This is a genomic window from Mesorhizobium sp. M1328 (assembly GCF_040318075.1).
GTDB lineage: Bacteria > Pseudomonadota > Alphaproteobacteria > Rhizobiales > Rhizobiaceae > Mesorhizobium.
In genome coordinates this window covers 1-19,441 of sequence record NZ_JAMYLO010000010.1, presented here as the reverse complement: position 1 = coordinate 19,441, position 19,441 = coordinate 1, and the positions used below count along the sequence as shown (strand labels likewise).

Sequence of the window (19,441 nt, the reverse complement as noted above, 5' to 3'; positions counted from 1 at the left end):
GGCGATCAAGGTCGCGTCAGATTCCTATGAAACCGGCCAGACGAAGACCAAGACAGCAGGGCTGACAGACGTGTAGCCTCATCGTGAGGCTAAACAAACAAACCGTCGACCTTCACCACCGTCTCGAGCCTAGGACGAGAGGGGCCTTTTGAGCCTCCGCCCTGACGGGATGAATACCAAAGCTATTCTATCATGTTTGGCCAAGCAGCGCCCGGCCTAAGTCTTGCAGGGGCATCGCTTCAACGCCGTGCTGGAGCGGAAAACGCTCTGATCCGGGAAAGACGACGATGCGCCGCACCGGAGCAAGATCCTCGCAGGCCTGATGAAAACCCTTTTCCACCTTCGGCGTCAGGCTACGCTTGACCTCGATGGCCCAGACGCGTTGGCCCGGCAACGTGAGCAGCAGGTCGATCTCCGCGCCCGCAGCTGTTCGGTAGAAATTGCTCAGCGTGCCGGCAGGGGCGGCCGCGGTGAGGGTCTCGATAACAAAGCCTTCCCAGGAGGCGCCGGCCACTGGGTGCCCAAGCACGTCTTCCTGCGTGGCGAGACCAAGCAGCGCATGGGTGATGCCGCTGTCGCGAACGTAGACGCGCGGGGATTTAACCAAGCGCTTGCCAACATTGGCATGCCAGGGTTCCAGCCGGCGAACCAACAGGAGATCGACGAGCAGGTCGAGATAGGACGCGACTGTCTTGGCGTCGACGCCGAGCGCGCGGGCGAACTCGGCAGCGTTGAGCAGGCCGGCTTGACGGTGCGCCAGCATGGTCCAGAAGCGACGCAACGTCTCGGCAGGGATGCGCGGACCGAGGAGGGGGATGTCGCGTTCCAGATAGGTGCGGATGAAATCCAGCCGCCATCGCTGGCTGGCGCGGTCACTCGCGGCCAGAAAGCTGTCGGGGAAGCCGCCGCGTACCCATAGCGGCCCAAGGTCGGCAGCGCCGACCTCGAGACCGTCGATCGGATGCATTTCGAGATAGGCAATGCGGCCGGCAAGGGTCTCGCCTGACTGCCTCATAAGATCGATCGACGCCGAACCTAAGAGCAGGAAGCGGCCGACTTTGCGACCGCCACGCCGACCGCGGTCGATCAGCCCGCGCAGGTTCTGGAACAGGTTCGGTAGCCGGTGAACCTCGTCCAGGATAACCAGCTTGTCCTGATGCTCGGCCAGATAAAGCTCCGGCTCGGCAAGCCGCGCGCGGTCGGCGTCCGATTCGAGGTCGAGATAGATCGAAGGACGCCGTTCGGCTATTTCCAGCGCCAGGGTTGTCTTGCCGACCTGACGCGGCCCGAGCAGCGCCACAGCGGGCATGCTGTCCAGCATCTCAGTGAGTTCTGTGCTGATGCGGCGTTCAATCATCCTTGCAATTATGGAGTATAGTTCCAGTTTTGCAAGGAGAAATCGACCCAGCGGTGCAAGGCGAGAAGAGGGAAGGGGCGCGTTAAACGTGCGGACGCCTTGGGGGATTGGCACCGAAAACCGATCGCACTGATGCTGACACGATTCATGACGACAGGCAGAGCGTTGCCAGGGCCCGATGCACTTTAAACCGGGTGATTGTTCGGGTCATGCCGGTCGGATGACTGTCAGCACGAATACCGATCTCGCAGGAATGAGATGAAGGTCGGCAGGGCAGGATTGGCGTTGTCGGGGCGCCAACGGGCTAAACTGGAGATCTGGATTGGTTTGCCCCCGATCCGCAGCTTACGACAGACCGCATCCTGAGGAACACTGTCGGCATCTCGGTCGTGGATCAGAGCGACTCCAAGCCCGTTTCCGACAAGGCGCAAAAGGATGCCCGCACTGACGTGATGTTCGACGATTGGAGGAAGCTGCACGCCGCGTCCAACAGCGTCGGCGAGCTGAAATGCTTCGCCCCTGCGCACCAGCAACGTCTCTTGGTGCAACTCGTGCCACTCGATCACTGAACGGCTGGCGAGAGAATGATTTGAGGCAAGAACGACAGCCAGAGTGTCTTTCCACAGCGTCAATTCGAACGCGCCGCCGGTAAATCGGGAGGAGGAGGTCACGACCACGTCGACCTGGGTGGCACCCAGAGCAGCCTCAGGCGAAGGGTAAGGACTCTCCGTCAAGCTGACGGTCACATTGGGATGAGATTGCCCGAACTCGATGATTGCATCCAAGGCTCGCCCGGCAAGCATGATCCCGTTGGAGCCGATGGAAAGCTTTTGTTGGTCATCTTTGGTGCCGGACCTGGCCAGGCTGAGCGTGTTGTCGAGCTCGAGCAGCACGGAGCGTAGACGCTCCAGGAAGCGCTCGCCGGCCGGGGTTGGGCCGACGCCGCGAGCATGGCGATGGAATATCCTCGTACCCACCGCGTATTCCAGATCGCGTATGCGCCGGCTGAGCGCGGAATGATCGATCCCTGCGCGTCGCGAGGCGCGAAGAAAGCTGCCCTCCTCCGCGACCACAAGTGCATAATTGAGGGTCGCGAGTTGGATGGAGCTCCGCATCTCTGCTCAAACTCAAGTTGACGACAAAACGCGTTTGAGCGCTTTTGGCCGCTGCGGGCTATCGCCAAATCTCAGTATTGACACAGGGTGAGCAGTCCAACTCTCCTTACAAGAACAATAATGAAGACACGGTGCATGGTGCACTGTTTCGGAACGGTTGTCAGCATGGCCAACCGCACTCGACGAGTGCTTCTGTGCCTAGTCCAGTATCGGACGCCCTATTCGGCGGGCCGATCTTGTCGATATCTTTGCATGATGCGCTTGCCAGTGGCGCTACCAAGATTTGGCGAGTGACAGCATGGATCAGTCATACGCATCATCTGTCAATTCCAGGTGAGGAGATGACGTGGTGACAAAGACGGGGATGCCGAGATCCGGCCATCGGACAAATTCGAGCAACATCAACAACGAGACTCTCAGGCTGCCTCTGGCGGTAGGAGTCGGACGAGCGCACGCCCATCATGGGGAATTCCTCCAAGGCGTCTTTGAAGGGGAAAACGGAAGGCTTTGCCGCGGACTCGTAACCCTGCCGCTCACTTCGCAAGAGTCGCTGGCGACTTTCTGGCCGCATGAACAAACTGGGATTCGACCGCGGCCTGCAAACCGGACCAAAGCGGCACGCGCGGCGGCCCTCACGCTCGAGCATATCGGAGTAGCTGAAGGAGGTGGAGAACTTACGATCGAAAGCCCTATTACGATAGGGCATGGCTATGGTTCCTCGACCGCAGACGTCATTGCAGCGATTCGTGCGGTGGCAGCTGCAGCGGGCCTCACGCTGCGCCAGTCAACGATTGCGCGACTGGCGGTGGCCGCCGAAGGGGCAAGCGACGCCATTGCGTACGGCGACCAACCTCTCCTCTTCGCCCACCGGGAAGGCCGTACGATAGAACATTTCGGTGGCGAATTCCCGCCCCTTCTCTTGGTGGGTTTCAGGGACGGCAGTGCCCGGCCGTTCGATACGCTAAGCATGCCACGGGCACGTTACGATGGTGAGGAAATCGGGCTGTTCCGTGTTCTGCGGGGACTGGCGAACCGCTCAATCCGACAACAAGATCCCCGCCTGCTTGGACGTGTCGCAACCATCAGCGCCAGTATCAGTCAGAGGCATCTGCCGAAGGCATCCTTCAATACCGTTTTGGATATAGCACGGGCGCATGACGCGTGCGGTGTGCAGGTGGCCCACAGCGGCACGTTGATCGGCATTCTTCTGGATGCCAACGCACCCAGGGCGGCCATGCGCGCTGCTGAGCTCGCAAGGGAGGTGAGCGGCGCAGGCCTCCAAGGCGTCCATACGTTTGCCCTTAATGCCGAAATGGGGCTAATCCAGTGAGCGCGGCGCAAGACTATTTACGCGCTTATGAGACGCCGCGATTTGCCCAACTCGCACCTAACCTCAACGCCGCCTGCTTTTCCCTCATGAAGCTGATCCCCGCCCGGTTCATGGTCGATCAGGCGGAAGCGTCAGGGCGCCTCAGGCAGGAAGGTCACATCATCGAAACGACGTCGGGCACATTCGGCCTCGCCATCGCCATGCTGGCTGCGGTTCGTGGCTATGCGCTTACACTTGTCACGGCCTCCAGCCTCATCGACCTGAAACTCAGGCGGCGACTGGAACAACTTGGTGCCAAAGTCATGGCCATCGACGATCCTCAAGGAGACGGCAATCAGCGCGGTCGGCTCCAGTATCTTCAGCAGACCCTGCAAGATAGCCCGGGCACGTATTGGCCTCGACAATACGACAGTCCGGAAAACCGTCTTGCCTACGCACGCCTGGCCGACCTCGTTGTTCGATCATTCGGCCGCATCGATTGCCTCGTCGGCTGCGTGGGCACCGGGGGATCGCTTTGCGGAACCGGAGGCTTCCTTCGTGAGCTCTTTCCTGATCTCAGGATGATTGCTGTCGATACCCACAGAAGCATGCTCTTTGGCCAGCCTGTCGGACGTCGCATGCTGCGCGGGCTCGGCAACAGTGTTTTGCCGGACAATGTTCGTCATGAGATGATCGACGACATTCATTGGGTGGGCGCATTGCCGGCTTACGCAACGGCGCATGGGCTGTTTCGCGATCACGGGCTATTCATGGGGCCGACCAGCGGGGCCGCAGCGTTGGTCGCCGCCTGGTTCGCCAGGCAAAATCCGGAAGCCTCCACCGTCGTGATTATGCCAGATGAAGGGCATCGTCATTCGGATACTGTCTACAACCCCGACTGGCTCGCCGGTTTGAAGGATTGGCCAATCTCGATACCCCTTGAACCAACTGTTCTCACGCAAATTCGTCCAGCCGAAGAGACGGCATGGACGAGATTCCCATGGAACCGCAGAACTTTAAACGCCGTCCTCGCAGGGCTGGGCGGCCTGTCCCCTGCGCAGTGACAGGTTCGAATCCAGGCCAGGCGACAAACCAACATCGGCCAGGAGTCAGACGGGGTGCATGACCCGGTGAAGAAAATCCCTAGTGCGTTCGTGTTTGGGATGTCGAAGGAGCTCCTTGGCCGGGCCTTGCTCAACGATCCGGCCGCCGTCGAGAAAGAGGACGCTATCGGAAACCTCTCGCGCGAACTGAATTTCGTGCGTAACCACGAGCATGGTCATGTTCTCGTCTGCCAGCGCGCGCATGACCTGCAGGACCTCGCCGACCGTTTCCGGGTCAAGTGCGGAGGTGGGCTCGTCGAAAAGAATGGCCTGTGGGCGCATCGCCAGGGCGCGGGCGATGGCTACGCGCTGCTGCTGGCCGCCCGATAATGACGCGGGATAGGCATTCGTCTTGTCGGCCAGGCCGACGCGATTGAGCAATGCCATGGCCCGCTCGCGGACCTGGTTCCTATTTTCCTTCAGCACGTAGAGCGGCCCTTCCATGACGTTTTCCAGGGCGGTGCGGTGCGGAAACAGGTTGAAGCGTTGGAAAACCATGGAAACGCGAGTGCAGATGGAGTGAACCTGGGGCGAGGCGGCATCCACCACGGTGCCGTCGATGCTGATGCGACCGCGCTGATAGATCTCAAGCCCGTTCACACATCGTAGAAGCGTCGATTTGCCGGAACCCGAGGGCCCGATCAAACATACGACCTGTCCCTTGGCGATCTCGGCGTTGATCCCCTTGAGGACTTCGTGGGCGCCGAAGGACTTGTGCACGTTTTCGAAGGTGATCATCCCGCCGCCCCAAGATAGCTCTCGACTCTACGCATCAACAGGTTCAGCGGAACCGTCAGGCACAGGTAAAGCAGTGCCACCAAGGTAAAAACTGTCATGTTGTCGAATGTGGACGACGCAAGCATCTTACCCTGCATGGTCAACTCCTGAACCGAAATCACCGACACAAGCGAGGAGTCCTTCAGCAGCATGATCATGTTGTTGGCGTAAGGCGGCAGGATAATCTTGACCGCCTGCGGCAGCACGACGCGGCGCATCATCAACGCACGCTTCATCCCGATCGATTTTGCCGCTTCGACCTGACCTTTGTCGACCGCCTCGATGCCCGCGCGGAAGGTTTCCCCGAGATAGCAGGAGTGAGCCAGGCCGAGCCCGATCGTACCGGCCTGGAGCGCAGTCAGGTTGATGCCGATCTCGGGCGCGACAAAGTAGATATAAAAGAGAACCACCAGCAGTGGTATGCCGCGCACGAAGTCGACAAGAAGCCGTGTCGGCACGGCGAGACAGCGTATCTCCGATGTCCTCAATAACGCCCAGACAAGGCCGAGCGCCGTCGCAAGACACAGCGCAAGAAGGGTTATCATGACGGTCAGCCAAACGCCTTGAAGAAGAAGCGGCAGATATTCCGTTGCGTGCGCGATGAAATTGGTCATGGCCGGCTTCCTCTTGGCACGTTCCCGGCCGTCAAGGCCGTCATTTCGATGCGATCCTATGATCCTGCCAGCCGACGCTTGTTTCGAGCTCAATGCGGGATGGCTTCAGAGGCCATATTTGGCGAATATTCGACTTAGTTCGCCGCTCTCCTTCAGCTTGGCGATGGAGGCATTCACCTTTTCGAGAAGCAGTGGATTTTCCTTGGCAACCGCTAACGCGACTTCGCCTTTTTTCATCGGCCGATAGCCGTCGACGAGGCGGACACCCAACTCGGGGTTCTTTGAAAGCTGATATGCGACGATCGGGGCGTCTCCAAAGCCGGCCTTGATGCGGCCCAGGACCACATCACGCATCATGTCAGCGATTGAGTCGTAGAGCTTGACTTGACCGAAGACGCCAAGTGCTTCCAGAGCCTCAGCGTAGGTCGAGCCGATCTGCGCGCCGACAGTCTCACCCCTCAGCTCTTCGATCGTGTAGTTGTTGCTGTCGCCGGCAGCAACAAACATCGCCTCGCCATAGGCGTAAACCGGCGTGCTGAAATCGATCACCTGCTTGCGCTTGTCGGTTATGAACATGCTGGCGGAAATCAGATTGATCTTGTCGGTCGTCAATGCCGGGATCAGGGCTGGAAAAGCGTTTACCTGGAAGTCAGCGGTCGTACCAAGGTTCGCGGCAATCGCACTTGCCAGATCGACCATCGCGCCAGTCGGCTTTCGGGTTGCGGTGTCGACAAACGTGAACGGCACTCCGGTTGGCGTGACGCCGACTCTGAGCGTTTCCTCAGCCATCGTCTGAGTTGCCATTGCGACACTGCTGGCTGCGAGCCAGCCGATGAGTGTTTTGCGAAGCATGAAAATTCCCCTTTCATCATGTTTGAATCGAGGTTCCGCTCGCTAAGCGAGTTGAATTTGCCTCTCGTGGATAGCTTTTGGAAGTCGCAATACCGTCCAGTGATGGACGAGATCATCAGTCGATCAGAAGTCGCATCTGTTCATGATCGTCTCTATCTTCTCTTCAGGACATCTTGGCCGCACGTTGTTCATGAGAGGGCGCGAAATAGTCGTAGTCCCCGGTAAGGTGTTTCCACGCGTCGGCAACTGACCGAAACGATTGTTTTGCTTGGTCCGGGCTGGTCGAACGATCCAAATCCTTGAGGCCGCTCGCTGTCACGATGGCAACGACGCTGTCCGACCGCGCGATCGTGCCCTCGCGTCTCAAGGATTCAATAGCTGCAAGTGGAGTCACCGAGGCAAGCTCGGCAAACACTCCCTCGGTGGCCGCAAGCTGCTGCTGCATGTCTATCAGGCCGCAGTTGCCGACCGGCATTGCTATGCCGCCAGATTCACGCAGCGCGCTGAGCGCCTGAAACGTGCTTCGTGTGGTGCCGATCGAGATGGCAAGCGTGTCGAAACCCGCGGGAACCTCGGCGACCAGATCGGCCTTGCCGGCAAGCGCTTTGGCCAAGGATCCGTGCACTTCCGCCGCCAGGAGTCTCGGCAGCCGATCGATCCTGCCTTGGCTGAGAAGATCCTTGAATCCCGCCCAGAGCCCGGCAAGCGCGTCGCCATAGCAAACAGGCAAGGCGCACCAGTCCGGCACGGCTCCGTGCATCTGTTCGACGATCTCGTAAGCCAAGGTCTTGTAGCCCTCGATCCCGACAGGATGACTGCCAACCACGGGGCTGTGAAAAGGCGACGTCGCAAACCATCCGAGGCGCTCGGTACCGGCGGCAAGCAATGGCCAGCGATGGGATTTGTCGGCCAGGGATACGACGCTGGCGCCGTATTTGCGGATCTGCGCCAACATTGCGCCGGCGGTGCCTGAGAATGTGACAACGACGCATTTCAGGCCCGCCCGTGCAGCATAGGCGGCAAGTGAGGCCCCGGCGTTCCCCGACGAAGCAGTCGCCACCACGCGTGCGCCACTCAAACGTGCCATGGACACCGCCACGGTCGAGAAGCGGTCCTTGTGGGACCACGTAGGGTTTGCGCCTTCGTCCTTGATAAGAAGCTTAGGGACGCCGAGCTGCTTTCCCAGCCTCTCGGCGCTCAGCAGCGGCGTCAGGCCCTCGCCCAGGGAGATTGCATCGCTGAGCCCACAAGGAAGCATGTCGGCATAGCGCCAGAGCGAGGGCAGCGCGGCACCCGCTGCCGATGTAGCTCCGGATGGATCGTAGACGACCTTAAGATTGGCTGGCGCTTCGGCGCAGCATATCGGGCAGCCGCGTGAGTCTATTTTGGTATCGATCCGGAACAAGGCGCCGCATCGAATACAGGAAAAACCTACCGCGCGGCTCATAACGGCACCCGGGTGATTGCATCGTGCGTCTCTGTCAGCCGCTCCACGCCGCCCTGGCGAACAACCACCATGTCCTCAACCTGGAGTCCCCAGCGGCCGATTTCGTAGTAGGGGGTCTCCACGCACAGCACCATTCCTTCTTCAAGGACGTCTGTACTGCGCGCCGAGAGCGTCGGCGCATCATAACCATCAAGGCCGATGCCATGGCCGACGTGATCGCGCTCGTAGTGGGCAATTCCTTCGCTCTGAACCACCCGCACCACCGTCTCGAAGAGCTGTGCTGCTGGCAGGCCGGGTCGGATAATGTCGCAGGCATGCTGAACGCCGCGCAGCAGTGCCTGCTGAAGCCGATGCGCCTGCGGCGGCGGCTCGCCCAGCGTGGCGATGCGGGCAATGTCGGCGCGGTAGTGCCGAAAGCGACCACCGACGTCGAAGCGGATGATTTCTCCAGCGCGCAACTTGCGGTCAGACGGCTGGACGTTCATGAGCGCGCTGCGCTCGCCAAAGCCGATGCATCCCAGTACGGGCAGGGCGCCTTCCTCGACCGTCCTGACATGAAAAGCGCGCGCCAGGTCTGCTTCGGTGGCGCCTTCCTGAGCAACGGCGAGTGCTGCTTGAATTGAGCGTTCGGCGATCTGAGCAACTTGGCCGAGCCGTTCGATTTCATCTGCCGTTTTTACGGCACGAACCTCGCGAAGCAACGCGGTGGCTGGTAGGAACGACGCATTGGGAAAATGGGCTCTGAGGGTTTCCTGGTATCCTGGCGCGAGCCCCGCCTCGTCTATGCCGATCCGCCCACGGCCGAGCTGGGCTTCTTCCAATGCGGCGATCAAAGCCGCAATTGCATCGCCGTGCCTCGGCAGGTCGCGAAGCTGGAGGTGTTGTTCATTGGCGCGGTCCACGGTAGTCGAGGAACCGACATCGGCGTAAAAGTCGCCGTAGCGCCGCACCTTGGTTACCCAGACGTCCTGATCAGCAACGAGGTCAAGGGTGCTGGTGCTGGCGATGATTTCAGGCGTGCCCTTGTCAGGAGCCGGCCACACCACATAGGCCTGCGGGCCACGACGGATCCATTGCGACAGAGCCCAGAAGCCGCTCATATAGGTCACGTTTTCCGGCGTCGTGGCTATAACGGCATCAAGCCCGGCCGCCGACATGCATTGTTTCAGGCGAACCTCGTTAAGCAGCATGGTGGGAATCCCGAGCCTGTTTTGCTTCCGGAAAGCCGAGGCCGGCTGAGATGCGCGCCGCGGCTGCCATTACTGCCTCTCCAACCTCGGCGATCTCCACATGCGGCCCCACAGACCGGGGGTAGGCCACGCTTATCGCCGCGATGATCATGCCCGATGCATCGCGAAGCGGTGCGCCGACCGCTATCAGCCCGGTAAAGTTCTCGTCCAGGGAGGTTGTGTAACCGATAGATTCGGACGCTCTGATCTGAGCCACGAGCTTGTGTGGGTCCGTGACGGTGCGTACGGCAACCTGCTCCAGCGGACCTCGTCCAAGGATACCAATGACTGCTTCGCCGCTCAGCTCCATCAGGAGTGCCTTGCCCAAAGCGGTCGAGTGCAAGGGGAAAATTTCACCAGGGGAAGAACGAATGACGACCGGACTCTTGCTTTGCACGGTCAGGAGATAAATCCCGCAATTGCCCCGCCTGATGCCGAGGAATGCGTTGAAGCAACCTTCGGCGGCCAGCACCTGCAGTTCGATTTCTGCCAAACCAACCAGGCGGTCTCTGCCCAGGACCTTCCGCGCTAGCGCCAGGACAGAGTGACCGAGCCGGTAGCGCCGCGAGTCTGGCGGCTGCTCGACATAGCCCTGCTCTGCCAGGGTATTCAGAATTCGCTGCACGGCTGGAGCACTCTGCTCAAGCCTGCGGGCGAGTTCGCGCACCCCGACCGCTTCGTCCGCTTCCTTGAGGACGTTGAGAACCGCAAGGCCACGTTCCAACGAAAGATTTCCTGTCACTGGCGTTCCTTATTTCGGAATGGCGTTCCGTAATATGATGAGAAAAGCAGCAATGGCGGCGTCTGTCAATGACGAATGTTCACTATAGTGTGTCGTCCTAAAGTGTACGCAGCGACGACCATGCCCTCATGGACCTACGGGTGGTTGTCGGCCTGAACGTACAGAGGATTCGGCGCGCACAAGCCCTCTCTCAAGAGGAACTGTCGTTCCGTTCAGGGTTCACGCGCGCCTATCTGAGTGGTCTCGAGGCCGGCAGGCGCAATCCCACAATTCTGTCGCTTGCAAAGCTTGCCACTGCATTGAGCGTCGACATCGAGGAATTGACCAAACGGCCGGGCAAAGGCGCCCTAGCCGAGACGCCGCGTGCGCGACGTAGCAGAAAATCCTGATCCTCCCGCGGCCTCCTGGCCGGTGGATCACGGCGCGTTGCGACGGATGAGCTGCTCCACATCAACCTGCAATGCCAATGCCAGTACTTCCAGGGTATCGACGGTCGGTGAGTTCTCCTCCCGCTCCAGCTTGCCGACATAGTTGCGATCAAGGCCGGCAAGGTCCGCGAGCTGTTCCTGCGACAAGCCGGTACCTTGGCGAAGCAACCTCAGATTGCGAGCAAAAACCGACCTCAGCCTCATGCGGCGAGGCAGTCAGAACGCGCCCTTTAGTGCCACCTACTATAGTAGTCAAACGTCATGCCGCCGGTTGCGGTCGGGCCTAACTTATTTATTCTTTCTTTGTCTCAGTACATTGAAGGGGCGTGAAATGTCGGCGGTTCATGGGAGCGTCTTGCAGCACCAGTTAACGCAAATCTTTGAAGCAACCGCGCTGATTGATCGTGCAAGCAGCGTCGCAGAAATCATTCGGCAACTGCGCAAGAGCATCGAACGTCACGGCTATGCAGCCTGTCTCGTCACCGAATTGCCACGCCAGGACACCGGATCGCTCGATGGACACATCCTTGTCAACGGTTGGCCGGGGGAATGGTACGACCACTACATGGCTGCCGGACACTATCGCCATGACCCTTGCGTTGCTTTGTGCCGTGGTGCGATCGGGCCGTTCCTTTGGAGGGACGTCCATCACGGCCTGACGAACAGCAATGCCAGGAAGGTGATGGATGAGGCAAAAGAGTTTGGGCTTTGGGACGGGATCTGCATCCCAATCCAGGCTACATTTGGCGATCCGGCCTGTGTAACGGTTGCCGGACGCGAAATTGATTTGGCGCCGACGGTGCGCTGCACCGTTCATGCCCTTGCGCGCCATGCCTACTCGGCTGCCGAACGACTCGTTGGCAGCTCGCTCAGGCGGCCGAGACAAAAGCTTTCCCAACGGGAGCGTGAAATCCTGCAGTGGGTCGCCGGCGGGAAGACCGCATGGGAGGTTTCCCGAATACTTGGTATTTCGGAAAACACCGTGACAACCCATCTGCGCAATATCAAGCAGAAGCTCAGCACCGCCAATGTCGTGCACGCCATCGTCGAGGCTTATCGCAGGCGCGAAATCGAACTTTGATCCATCCTCAGATCTGGGTATTTCATTGGCAATCGTCGCGTGGTCGGATGGGGTTCCATCTCGAGGAACCGCAATGATTCAGGTCCATGTCGTCGACGCGTCAAACAGCTTTGCCTATCGAGGGGATCTCGACAGTTACTTCCGCCTGCGACATGAAATCTATGTCGATGAACGTGGCTGGCACGAGCTGAGGCGCCCCAACAGCCGCGAGATCGACCCGTTTGATACACCAGAGGCGATTCATCTGCTCGGCATCCAGCCGGGAAGAGGTGTCGTTGCCGGATCCCGCCTGGTGCCGAGCCTCAGACCGCATCTGATGAGCGAAATCTTTCCGCAACTTGCCGATGGTGGCGTTCCGCGCCGACCCGATATCCTTGAGTGGACCAGGTTTTTCGTGGCCCGGGATTTTCGCGAGCCCGGCCGACCCTGCCAGGCCGCCGGCGTGATCTACTGCGGAATTCTGGAATTCTGCATTCAAAGAGGCATAAGCAATCTGACGATTGTCTGTGAGGACTACTGGTTCGACCGGTTGGCATCGATCGGCTGGTGCCCAAGGCAGCTTGGGTCTTCGTTCGAGTGCGATGACATGACGATCATCGGCGTGATGGTCGACGTCGGCCCGTCCGCCTTGGCCGCGACGCGACAATTCTATCGCATAACCGGCCCGGTACTTTGGGCCGAAACGCCATTCAAGCGGCTGGCCTGACCGCGGGGCCGCTTTTGGGCGTCACGCCTCGAACGAACATGCTGCCTGGCACTCGCAGAGGGCGGCGACGCACTATCGCGTGCAAATCGGCTGTCTGCCTCGCGCCATAACAGCCATTCAAAGACGGAGGTGTAAAGACGGGCGCGCGCCCAGGCGGGGCAAGCGGTACCAGCCTTGGCATCGAAGAAGGAGGTCTGGGAAAAGGACACACCGGATCTTGAAGAGTACGACTTCTTCCTTCGCTCCAATTTCTTTTTTGGGCAGTTCACGCCCGAGAGCCTGGTGAAGGCGACGGACATAATTCTTGAGGGCCTGGCCAAATTTCCCGACGCGTCGCTGTTATCGTGCGGACTGGCTTGGGATCACGTCTTGGCGGCCAGCCTCGGCTTCGACGAAAAGCCTGACGAACATTGGCGCGTGGCGTCCGAACTGGAAGCAAAGGTTCTTCCGCGGGCCAACCTCGGACCCGACGCAAGAAAAAGCTGCTTGTGGTCATCCGTCTACGTCAGCGCTCATGAGGGCAACTTCGATCTGTCTCTGCGTAGCGCCGATGAGGTGATTGCGCTTTCGCCCGGAGACGCGTTTCGCCGGCCCACTTCAACCCGCGCGACGTCCTTCAAAGCTGGGGGGCGATCTTCACAAAGCGGTCTGCGGCCTCGACCGCAGTTCGTATCCTGCTGCACAGCGCGAAATTCTCGGCCACCATTTCTTCACTGCGTTGAAGTGCGCGCTCGGTCTGGTGGATGCGCTGCCTGGCATTGGCAACTTCCGATCTCAAAACATCGGCCGCTATCCCGTGGCCCTGGGGTTTCATCGTGTCCATGGATCCCAAATAAATGAGAGCCGATATCGCTCCCTGATGTCGGGCGAAACGGGGTATCGCAGTTCCTCCTACCAGTGATGAGCGCTGCAATATGGCCCGGACCGTCATTGCAGCCGCGACAAAGGCGCGATGGCCGAATGACCAGCCAAAACATCCGCCGTTGGGCAAAGCGCTATGGGATCGGGCGGCAGATTCGAGTCTGCCTCTCGAAGGCAGCGACTATTTGCATTACGAGCATTTCGCCAGCTTGGGAGGGGCGGGCGATCTTCTCGTCAACGGTGTGTAAAAAGCGAACGTAAGGCCGGATATGGAATGCTCAACTCGCGGTTGGAATGCCGGCGGGTTTTTCAATGGCGATCTCGCAGCTTTTTCACTGCCTTGGCGAGGTTCTGACGGTCGTTGCCGATCTTTTTAATCAGCTTGCTGACTTGACTTGGCGAAATGCGATTTTCCCGCGCGAAACGTTCCACCTCATAAAACGCATCGACCGACAGGCGGCCTCGGTCGACGTCGTCTCGGGTGCTGTTGTTCTCGTTCATTTCCGTTTTCCTACTCACTCAGCAGCTGCAAATGAGAATCCGCCCGCCACTCCTCGATTTGGCGGGCGGATCCTATCAGCGAAGGAAGGGACTTTAGCTGCGCAGATGCAATTTCTGGGGACTGTTTGGAGCGTCATTTCTGGCTAACGAGCATCAGCTCGCGACTATTCCAACCACCAAGAAGGTGATGGAGATGGCGAAAACCGGTGCAAGCAGCCAGCGAGCTTCGTGAACACTGTTCTCCATAGGCTCCTCCCCTGAGGGACCGCAACGAGTACGAACAGACGCAGTTCCGGACGGCTACACGTGGGGGCCCATTGCGCGCAGCAACTCAGGCTTAGGTCCCTACGCACGGCCAGCCTGAAGGCTCAGTTTTGAACGTCTGTAGAAGCTGTTTGGGCGGGAGTTTTTGGCGCAATGTTTCGCGCCCACAAAACCCACAAGCCCACAAGGAGAGCCGGGGAGCAAGGTCCGCACCCAAGCACTGGGAGGAGGGCTACATCAGAGCAATGAATGCCACCGGTGTAAAAATCAGGAAGATCGCCATTACTATAGTCACGGCAAGCGCAAGGCGCTCTGTTCGCCTGACAAGGGCAGCGACCTCCTCGTCGCTCGACGAAATGAGATCAACAGCCGAGAAATCTGTTGGGCTAGAAGTTGATTGTCATTTGCGGGTCGGCTTGCGACCTCATCGGCGTCCTGTCTGCTCTGGATAAGGGGCACAGTTCTTTCCGCTGTTAAAGCCAACATCGGGTGCCCCTGATGGAGGACTTGCAGTGGGCACCCGGCGAACCACCGATAAGGGACATTGCTCGGCGGCATAATACAATCCATCGGTAAGGTCTTGGTTGCCGCCCTTCAGCCCTAAGTCTTCGACGCAAAGACTTCAGTCTTCCCCCGTTTCGGACCATAGCCCCGTGGCGGAACTAATTACCTGTCGCTCGCGGTACGGCAAAGACGCACTGTTCAGCAGGGTCGGGCGCTTGTCTGCACGAGCTGCGACCGCGCCGGCCGGTGAGGGTGGGATCCATTAAGCTCCGGAGGAACTGAAGCGCTCGCGTTGTGCGGAGATGGCCGGCACCCATCGGGAGCGAGGGAGGGCATGGGATAGGTGCCGGCCAGGCGGAATCAGGTCCGCCGCCGCGTCAGCGTAGCTGACCCATCCCTCGGTGTCATTGGCTGACCACCGGATCGGCGCCCTATCCGTCGCACGCATAGCCCGGTGGCTTCGGAGCTCACCGACGATTCCCAGTCGGTTCCGGGCACGCCGCCGAGCCTGCTCAGCATCCGCGACGGCAAGTCCGGCTACGACGTGACAGCGGCGGCTACCGCGTTCGCGACGTTCAACGTGCTGAGCTATCGCCGCACGCCCGATGAGGTGCTTGGTTGCTTCGACCGGCTTTGCGCCGATGCTGCTTCTGCCTGCCTGGTGGAGCTGAAACGGCGGCGGCATCGCCTGCACGGCAGCAACGCGATCGATCTCGCCGAAACAATTCCCCTAAAGCCTACGAGGCAGTGTTGGACCGTCTCGATGCGGAAGCACGATCAAGGCTTGGCACCGTCAGCGCGCCTCCTGCGGCCGGCGATCTCCCGCCGCCCGAGCAATGCCGGCTGGTTACCGAGGAGACATGGCGATTGAGCCGCTTGCCGAGACCCGCAATCGTCACCGGCTTCGGCTCGATACCTTATCTGCCGACGAATCTTTCGGACAGGCCGGCAGCGGCGAGGTTGCGCGCGATTGCCTCGGACAGCCTTTGCCGGCTGGAAAACGACCTTCTTCGACTGCCACGGAAGACCGGCTTCATACCATTTTGGAGCGGGCGGGGATTGCGGATTAACCAATAGGACGGGTGACGCTTTTCGCGTCTGATCTTTCTAGAAACCAGGCCATAAGCTGATCCGACGCGCTTCAAATCATATTTCAGTCTGATATTGCAATTGCAATTATCATACTGTAGGCTGATTTCTATAGATAGAAAAATCAGGCCGTCATATGAAAACGGATATACGAAAGAGGGCGCGGGAGCGCCTGGATGAGCGGCTTGCGGACTTGCAGCCCGTAAATCGGCTGCGTCCGCCTCCCAAGGGCTGGATACGGGCGATCCGGGATGCGCTTGGCATGAGCGGCGTTCAGCTTGCAGCCAGGCTCGGCGTGCGTCCGCAGACGGTGGAGGCGCTTGAGAAATCCGAGGCCTCCGGTTCAATCCAGCTCAGCACGTTGCGGCGGGCCGCCGAGGCGCTGGACTGCACGCTGGTCTATGCGCTCGTGCCGAACAGCTCGCTGGGGGAAGCCGTCAATGCGCGAGCGCGGAAGATCGCGACGCGCGCGCTTGCGCGTGTTGCCCATACGATGAAGCTGGAAGCGCAGGAAACCGGCGATGCCGGGATGGAAGCGCGCATCGAGGCTTATATCCGCGACCAAGTCAAAGACCGTGATCTGTGGGAGGGGCCGTGAGCGACCTCTTCGCGGAACCCGACGACGCGACGCCGCTGGAGCCGGAGGAGCGCGAAGGACTCCTGCAAAGCTGGATTACGCATCGCGGCGATCTCAACGAGGCCGAGCAGGAGAATATCCTGGCAGGGGTGGCGTGGGCGCGCGGGCGGCGCGGGCGCAAGCTGCAGGACATTCTCAGCATCGACGTCGCCATGACGTTGCACAAGCGCATGTTCGGCGATGTGTGGAAGTGGGCGGGGACTTGCCGCACGACGGCGCGGAATATCGGGGTCGATGCGTACCGCATCCAGACCGATATGGCGGCGCTGTTCGACGACGTGCGCTATTGGGTGGAGAATGGGACGTATTCGCCGGATGAAATCGCCCTGCGGCTGCATCACCGGCTGGTTGCCATTCATCCTTTTCCGAACGGGAACGGGCGTCATGCGCGGCTGATGGTCGACCTTCTAATCGAGCGGCTCGGCGGCGAGCCATTCAGCTGGGGAGGGGGCGGACTCGCGGATACCGGCGAACTGCGCACCAGCTATGTGGCGGCACTGCGGGCGGCGGACAATCATGACATAGCGCCGTTGCTGGTTTTTGCGCGGTCGTAGTTCTTTCAATTTCATGGCGCGTCCTGCTCCGCTTGGGGCTACGCAGGATCGGGCTCTACTCGCCGCGCTCACCAAGCCCCGCCGGTCTTGGTCCGGTGACGATCTCTCGCGCAAGACCTAGTGAGCAGGACAGCCGTGCCGGCTGACCCCTTTCGTTTTGGGGCCTGCGGCCCGACCGCCGTCAAGGCTAGGCCCTGCAGGCGGAAAACGCCGGCCGTGTTGTCGCTGCGCTCCGGCCCGCACCATCCCGGGCGTTTTCCGGCCTTGACCGCAATCTCCCGCTCATTGGCGCGGGCCTAGTCGGTTGCATGCGCAACCGCAAGACTAGGAGAAAGACCAGTGAAAACCGATGTTTATGAACGCATCACCAGCCGCATCGTGGCTGAACTGGAGCAGGGCGTGCGGCCTTGGCTCAAGCCCTGGAATGCCAAACATGCCGCCGGGTGGATTACCCGGCTCCTACGTTCCAACGGCATGCCCTATTAGGGAATCAATGTACTGATGTGGGGCGAGGCCGTGGCCAAAGGCTATTCCGCGCCGATCTGGATGACTTTCAAACAGGCGCTGGCGGGGCTTCTCCAAGTTCAGGTACGCCACTGCATAGACGCTCTTATCAGGTGCAGCACTCTATGCTTTGACGGGTGCCTTGCGCGCCCTCTTCATCGGCGACTTGACGGCCGTTGCGGTTGTTGTCGCCGCTGCCGTGCGAGCAGCTCGTTTTGGTTCTTCCGCCGCAGCTGTTGCTGGCGCTGCCGCCTTGCGCCCAAGCCCGATTGATTTCGCTAGGGCCGAGCGGGTCGCCGCGTAGTTCGGCGCCACCATCGGATAGTCGGACGGCAGGCTCCATTTCTCGCGGTACGCGTCGGGCGTCAGATTGTAATGGACTCCGATGTGCCTCTTGAGGGATTTGAACTTCTTCCCATCTTCCAGGCAGATGATGAAATCGGGTGACACTGATTTCTTGATCGACACCGCCGGTTCCAGTTTGACTGCGGCCGGAGCCACAGGCGTGCCGATCCCTTGCAAAGCGACATAGGTGTCCCCGATCAGCTTCGCCAACTCGCCGACCGGCAGGGGATTGTTCGAAACGTAGGCGGAAACGATGTCGGCAGTAATCGATACGAGATCAGCCAGGTCGCTTTGGTCTGGAGAAACGGTCATCGAGTTTTCCTCTTGTCTAATGGCGCGCGTTGAAATGGATGAGCTGTTTATTGCCAATCACGCAAACAATTCGTTATTTCCGCCAACAAACGTTATTCGCCGCAAATATCAAGCCGGCAAGCTTCGCTTTATCGGCTCCAGGCAAGCTTGGGAGGGGCTCGATGTCGACAGCCTGCTGGTCGAGAAGACTGAAGGGAGCAGCGGCTTCGGGACCTCGATGAAGCAATGCAACAGCAGCTGTTCGGCTGACGCGAGCGGCTGACAAGCTGGACGCAATCGGCGGCGACAGCACTGTCCTATTCCCGTGTGTGAGCACGCCCAGCATGGCGGGGGCGCTGGCTCGCGAGCGGCGGATCATCAGCGCTAGGATCGCCGCAACATAGGGCATCATCAACACATATTGGTAAGGAATGGCGATGCCGATGCCTTGGATTTGCAATTGCAGCGCGTCGAGGAAGGAAAACACTAGTGCCGCTACCAAAATCGGGTAGGGCCGCCACAGACCGGCGATGACGATGATGATCGCCAGCCAGCCGCGTCCGTTGGTCACGTCCGGCACGAAACGCGCCGCTTGGCCGACAGACAGGAACGCGCCAGCGAAGCCTGCCATCACGCCCCGAAGACCACAGCAGCATACTGGACCGAGGCCACCTTCACCCCTTGCCCCTTCGCCTTGGCTGGGGGGCAGGTCCGCGCCGCGGCTGTCAATGCCACGATCGCCCTCCATCAAACAACGGACGGCAGGAAAAGAGCGCCTACGCCGACGGGACGCAGAAACCTCGATGAAATTTCTACGAGGCCTGATCCGGCCCTGAAGCGGATGCTTTCCGACCATTTCGACGAAATGGGCGTCCGCAGCGGCGACGTGTTCGTGATGATGGGCCTGGCAACGTCGGAGGGCCTCTATAACGTCTGGAGCGCTGAAGCGCTCAAATCAGGCATCATTACGAAAGTCTTCTCATACTCGGACGAACCTGGCTATGTCACTGGTGGAACCGATGACGAATCGGGCGACGTCGTTAATATCCCGCCTGAGATCGAGCTTTTGCGCAAATAGGCGGCCAGCCCAGGAGCCAATCAGCCCAGAAGGTTGCGAGCCGTGCGCATGAA

General features: G+C 59.9%; 23 protein-coding genes and 1 pseudogene. 11 read left to right on the top strand and 13 right to left on the bottom strand.

The features are described 5' to 3' along the window. Window positions 1-190 precede the first annotated feature (190 nt). Window positions 191-1,357: an ATP-binding protein gene (locus NKH23_RS18455; RefSeq protein WP_352912340.1), complete on the bottom strand. Its 1,167-nt coding sequence runs from the start codon at window positions 1,355-1,357 to the stop codon at window positions 191-193. A gap of 227 nt (window positions 1,358-1,584) precedes the next feature. Beyond that, window positions 1,585-2,472, bottom strand: coding sequence for a LysR family transcriptional regulator (locus NKH23_RS18450; protein WP_352912338.1), 888 nt, complete (start codon window positions 2,470-2,472; stop codon window positions 1,585-1,587). 346 nt (window positions 2,473-2,818) lie between these two features. Here NKH23_RS18450 and NKH23_RS18445 point away from each other — a divergent pair, with 346 nt between their 5' ends. Together NKH23_RS18445 and NKH23_RS18440 are read left to right on the top strand one after the other, a co-directional pair. Beyond that, complete coding sequence (locus NKH23_RS18445; protein ID WP_353035136.1) at window positions 2,819-3,802, top strand: GHMP family kinase ATP-binding protein; 984 nt, start codon at window positions 2,819-2,821, stop codon at window positions 3,800-3,802. After that, complete coding sequence (locus tag NKH23_RS18440; RefSeq protein WP_352912334.1) at window positions 3,799-4,845, top strand: pyridoxal-phosphate dependent enzyme; 1,047 nt, start codon at window positions 3,799-3,801, stop codon at window positions 4,843-4,845. The genes NKH23_RS18445 and NKH23_RS18440 overlap by 4 nt, the downstream gene beginning before the upstream one ends. A 45-nt stretch (window positions 4,846-4,890) precedes the next feature. On the opposite strand, the gene NKH23_RS18435 is transcribed toward NKH23_RS18440, so the two are convergent. The 6 genes from NKH23_RS18435 to NKH23_RS18410 form a co-directional block, all read right to left on the bottom strand. Continuing rightward, window positions 4,891-5,622: an amino acid ABC transporter ATP-binding protein gene (locus NKH23_RS18435; protein WP_353035134.1), complete on the bottom strand. Its 732-nt coding sequence runs from the start codon at window positions 5,620-5,622 to the stop codon at window positions 4,891-4,893. Next, window positions 5,619-6,275 (bottom strand): amino acid ABC transporter permease, encoded by a 657-nt coding sequence (locus NKH23_RS18430; RefSeq protein WP_353035132.1) that lies wholly within the window; start codon window positions 6,273-6,275, stop codon window positions 5,619-5,621. Before NKH23_RS18430 ends, NKH23_RS18435 begins: the two co-directional genes overlap by 4 nt. Before the next feature lie 105 nt (window positions 6,276-6,380). Next, window positions 6,381-7,064, bottom strand: a complete 684-nt coding sequence (locus NKH23_RS18425) for a substrate-binding periplasmic protein (protein ID WP_353035166.1) — start codon at window positions 7,062-7,064, stop codon at window positions 6,381-6,383. A gap of 226 nt (window positions 7,065-7,290) precedes the next feature. After that, the gene (locus NKH23_RS18420) at window positions 7,291-8,385 is read right to left on the bottom strand and encodes a threonine synthase (protein ID WP_502912363.1); all 1,095 of its coding nucleotides are present in this window, start codon (window positions 8,383-8,385) and stop codon (window positions 7,291-7,293) included. 185 nt (window positions 8,386-8,570) lie between these two features. Beyond that, window positions 8,571-9,764: a M24 family metallopeptidase gene (locus NKH23_RS18415; RefSeq protein ID WP_353035130.1), complete on the bottom strand. Its 1,194-nt coding sequence runs from the start codon at window positions 9,762-9,764 to the stop codon at window positions 8,571-8,573. Next, window positions 9,754-10,527: an IclR family transcriptional regulator gene (locus NKH23_RS18410; protein ID WP_353026708.1), complete on the bottom strand. Its 774-nt coding sequence runs from the start codon at window positions 10,525-10,527 to the stop codon at window positions 9,754-9,756. The genes NKH23_RS18415 and NKH23_RS18410 overlap by 11 nt, the downstream gene beginning before the upstream one ends. Before the next feature lie 146 nt (window positions 10,528-10,673). Here NKH23_RS18410 and NKH23_RS18405 point away from each other — a divergent pair, with 146 nt between their 5' ends. Beyond that, a complete protein-coding gene (locus NKH23_RS18405; protein ID WP_353026706.1) occupies window positions 10,674-10,934 on the top strand; it encodes a helix-turn-helix domain-containing protein in 261 nt (86 codons plus the stop codon). Window positions 10,935-10,961: 27 nt separating this feature from the next. Here NKH23_RS18405 and NKH23_RS18400 read toward each other — a convergent pair whose 3' ends face one another. Continuing rightward, entirely contained in the window at window positions 10,962-11,177 is a 216-nt protein-coding gene (locus NKH23_RS18400; RefSeq protein WP_292654544.1) for a helix-turn-helix domain-containing protein, read from the bottom strand. Window positions 11,178-11,304: 127 nt separating this feature from the next. On the opposite strand from NKH23_RS18400, the gene NKH23_RS18395 reads away from it, so the two are divergent. After that, window positions 11,305-12,054, top strand: a complete 750-nt coding sequence (locus NKH23_RS18395; RefSeq protein ID WP_353026704.1) for an autoinducer binding domain-containing protein — start codon at window positions 11,305-11,307, stop codon at window positions 12,052-12,054. Beyond that, window positions 12,002-12,760 carry an acyl-homoserine-lactone synthase gene (locus NKH23_RS18390; RefSeq protein WP_352912316.1) on the top strand — a complete coding sequence of 253 codons (759 nt, stop codon included), beginning with the start codon at window positions 12,002-12,004 and terminating at the stop codon, window positions 12,758-12,760. The genes NKH23_RS18395 and NKH23_RS18390 overlap by 53 nt, the downstream gene beginning before the upstream one ends. Before the next feature lie 616 nt (window positions 12,761-13,376). Here the strand turns inward: NKH23_RS18390 and NKH23_RS18385 are convergent. Both NKH23_RS18385 and NKH23_RS18380 read right to left on the bottom strand, forming a co-directional pair. Continuing rightward, a complete protein-coding gene (locus NKH23_RS18385; protein ID WP_352912314.1) occupies window positions 13,377-13,583 on the bottom strand; it encodes a hypothetical protein in 207 nt (68 codons plus the stop codon). A 347-nt stretch (window positions 13,584-13,930) separates the two neighbouring features. Then, a complete protein-coding gene (locus NKH23_RS18380; RefSeq protein WP_352912313.1) occupies window positions 13,931-14,122 on the bottom strand; it encodes a DUF3606 domain-containing protein in 192 nt (63 codons plus the stop codon). Window positions 14,123-15,344: 1,222 nt separating this feature from the next. On the opposite strand from NKH23_RS18380, the gene NKH23_RS18375 reads away from it, so the two are divergent. The 5 genes and pseudogenes from NKH23_RS18375 to NKH23_RS18355 form a co-directional block, all read left to right on the top strand. After that, window positions 15,345-15,761 (top strand): hypothetical protein, encoded by a 417-nt coding sequence (locus NKH23_RS18375; protein ID WP_352912311.1) that lies wholly within the window; start codon window positions 15,345-15,347, stop codon window positions 15,759-15,761. After that, window positions 15,751-15,960: a hypothetical protein gene (locus NKH23_RS18370; protein ID WP_352912310.1), complete on the top strand. Its 210-nt coding sequence runs from the start codon at window positions 15,751-15,753 to the stop codon at window positions 15,958-15,960. The genes NKH23_RS18375 and NKH23_RS18370 overlap by 11 nt, the downstream gene beginning before the upstream one ends. A 155-nt stretch (window positions 15,961-16,115) precedes the next feature. Next, window positions 16,116-16,577, top strand: a complete 462-nt coding sequence (locus NKH23_RS18365; RefSeq protein ID WP_353035127.1) for a mobile mystery protein A — start codon at window positions 16,116-16,118, stop codon at window positions 16,575-16,577. Continuing rightward, window positions 16,574-17,170 (top strand): mobile mystery protein B, encoded by a 597-nt coding sequence (locus NKH23_RS18360; protein WP_352912306.1) that lies wholly within the window; start codon window positions 16,574-16,576, stop codon window positions 17,168-17,170. Before NKH23_RS18365 ends, NKH23_RS18360 begins: the two co-directional genes overlap by 4 nt. 339 nt (window positions 17,171-17,509) lie before the next feature. Continuing rightward, window positions 17,510-17,737, top strand: a pseudogene (locus tag NKH23_RS18355) (ArdC-like ssDNA-binding domain-containing protein); the annotation flags it as partial. A gap of 60 nt (window positions 17,738-17,797) precedes the next feature. Here NKH23_RS18355 and NKH23_RS18350 read toward each other — a convergent pair. Beyond that, window positions 17,798-18,331, bottom strand: a complete 534-nt coding sequence (locus NKH23_RS18350; protein ID WP_352912457.1) for a Ros/MucR family transcriptional regulator — start codon at window positions 18,329-18,331, stop codon at window positions 17,798-17,800. A 73-nt stretch (window positions 18,332-18,404) separates the two neighbouring features. Further along, the gene (locus tag NKH23_RS18345; protein WP_352912304.1) at window positions 18,405-18,941 is read right to left on the bottom strand and encodes an ABC transporter permease family protein; all 537 of its coding nucleotides are present in this window, start codon (window positions 18,939-18,941) and stop codon (window positions 18,405-18,407) included. Here NKH23_RS18345 and NKH23_RS18340 point away from each other — a divergent pair. Further along, window positions 18,903-19,388: a hypothetical protein gene (locus NKH23_RS18340; RefSeq protein ID WP_352912303.1), complete on the top strand. Its 486-nt coding sequence runs from the start codon at window positions 18,903-18,905 to the stop codon at window positions 19,386-19,388. The two genes, NKH23_RS18345 and NKH23_RS18340, sit on opposite strands and share 39 nt — an antisense overlap. Window positions 19,389-19,441 lie beyond the last annotated feature (53 nt).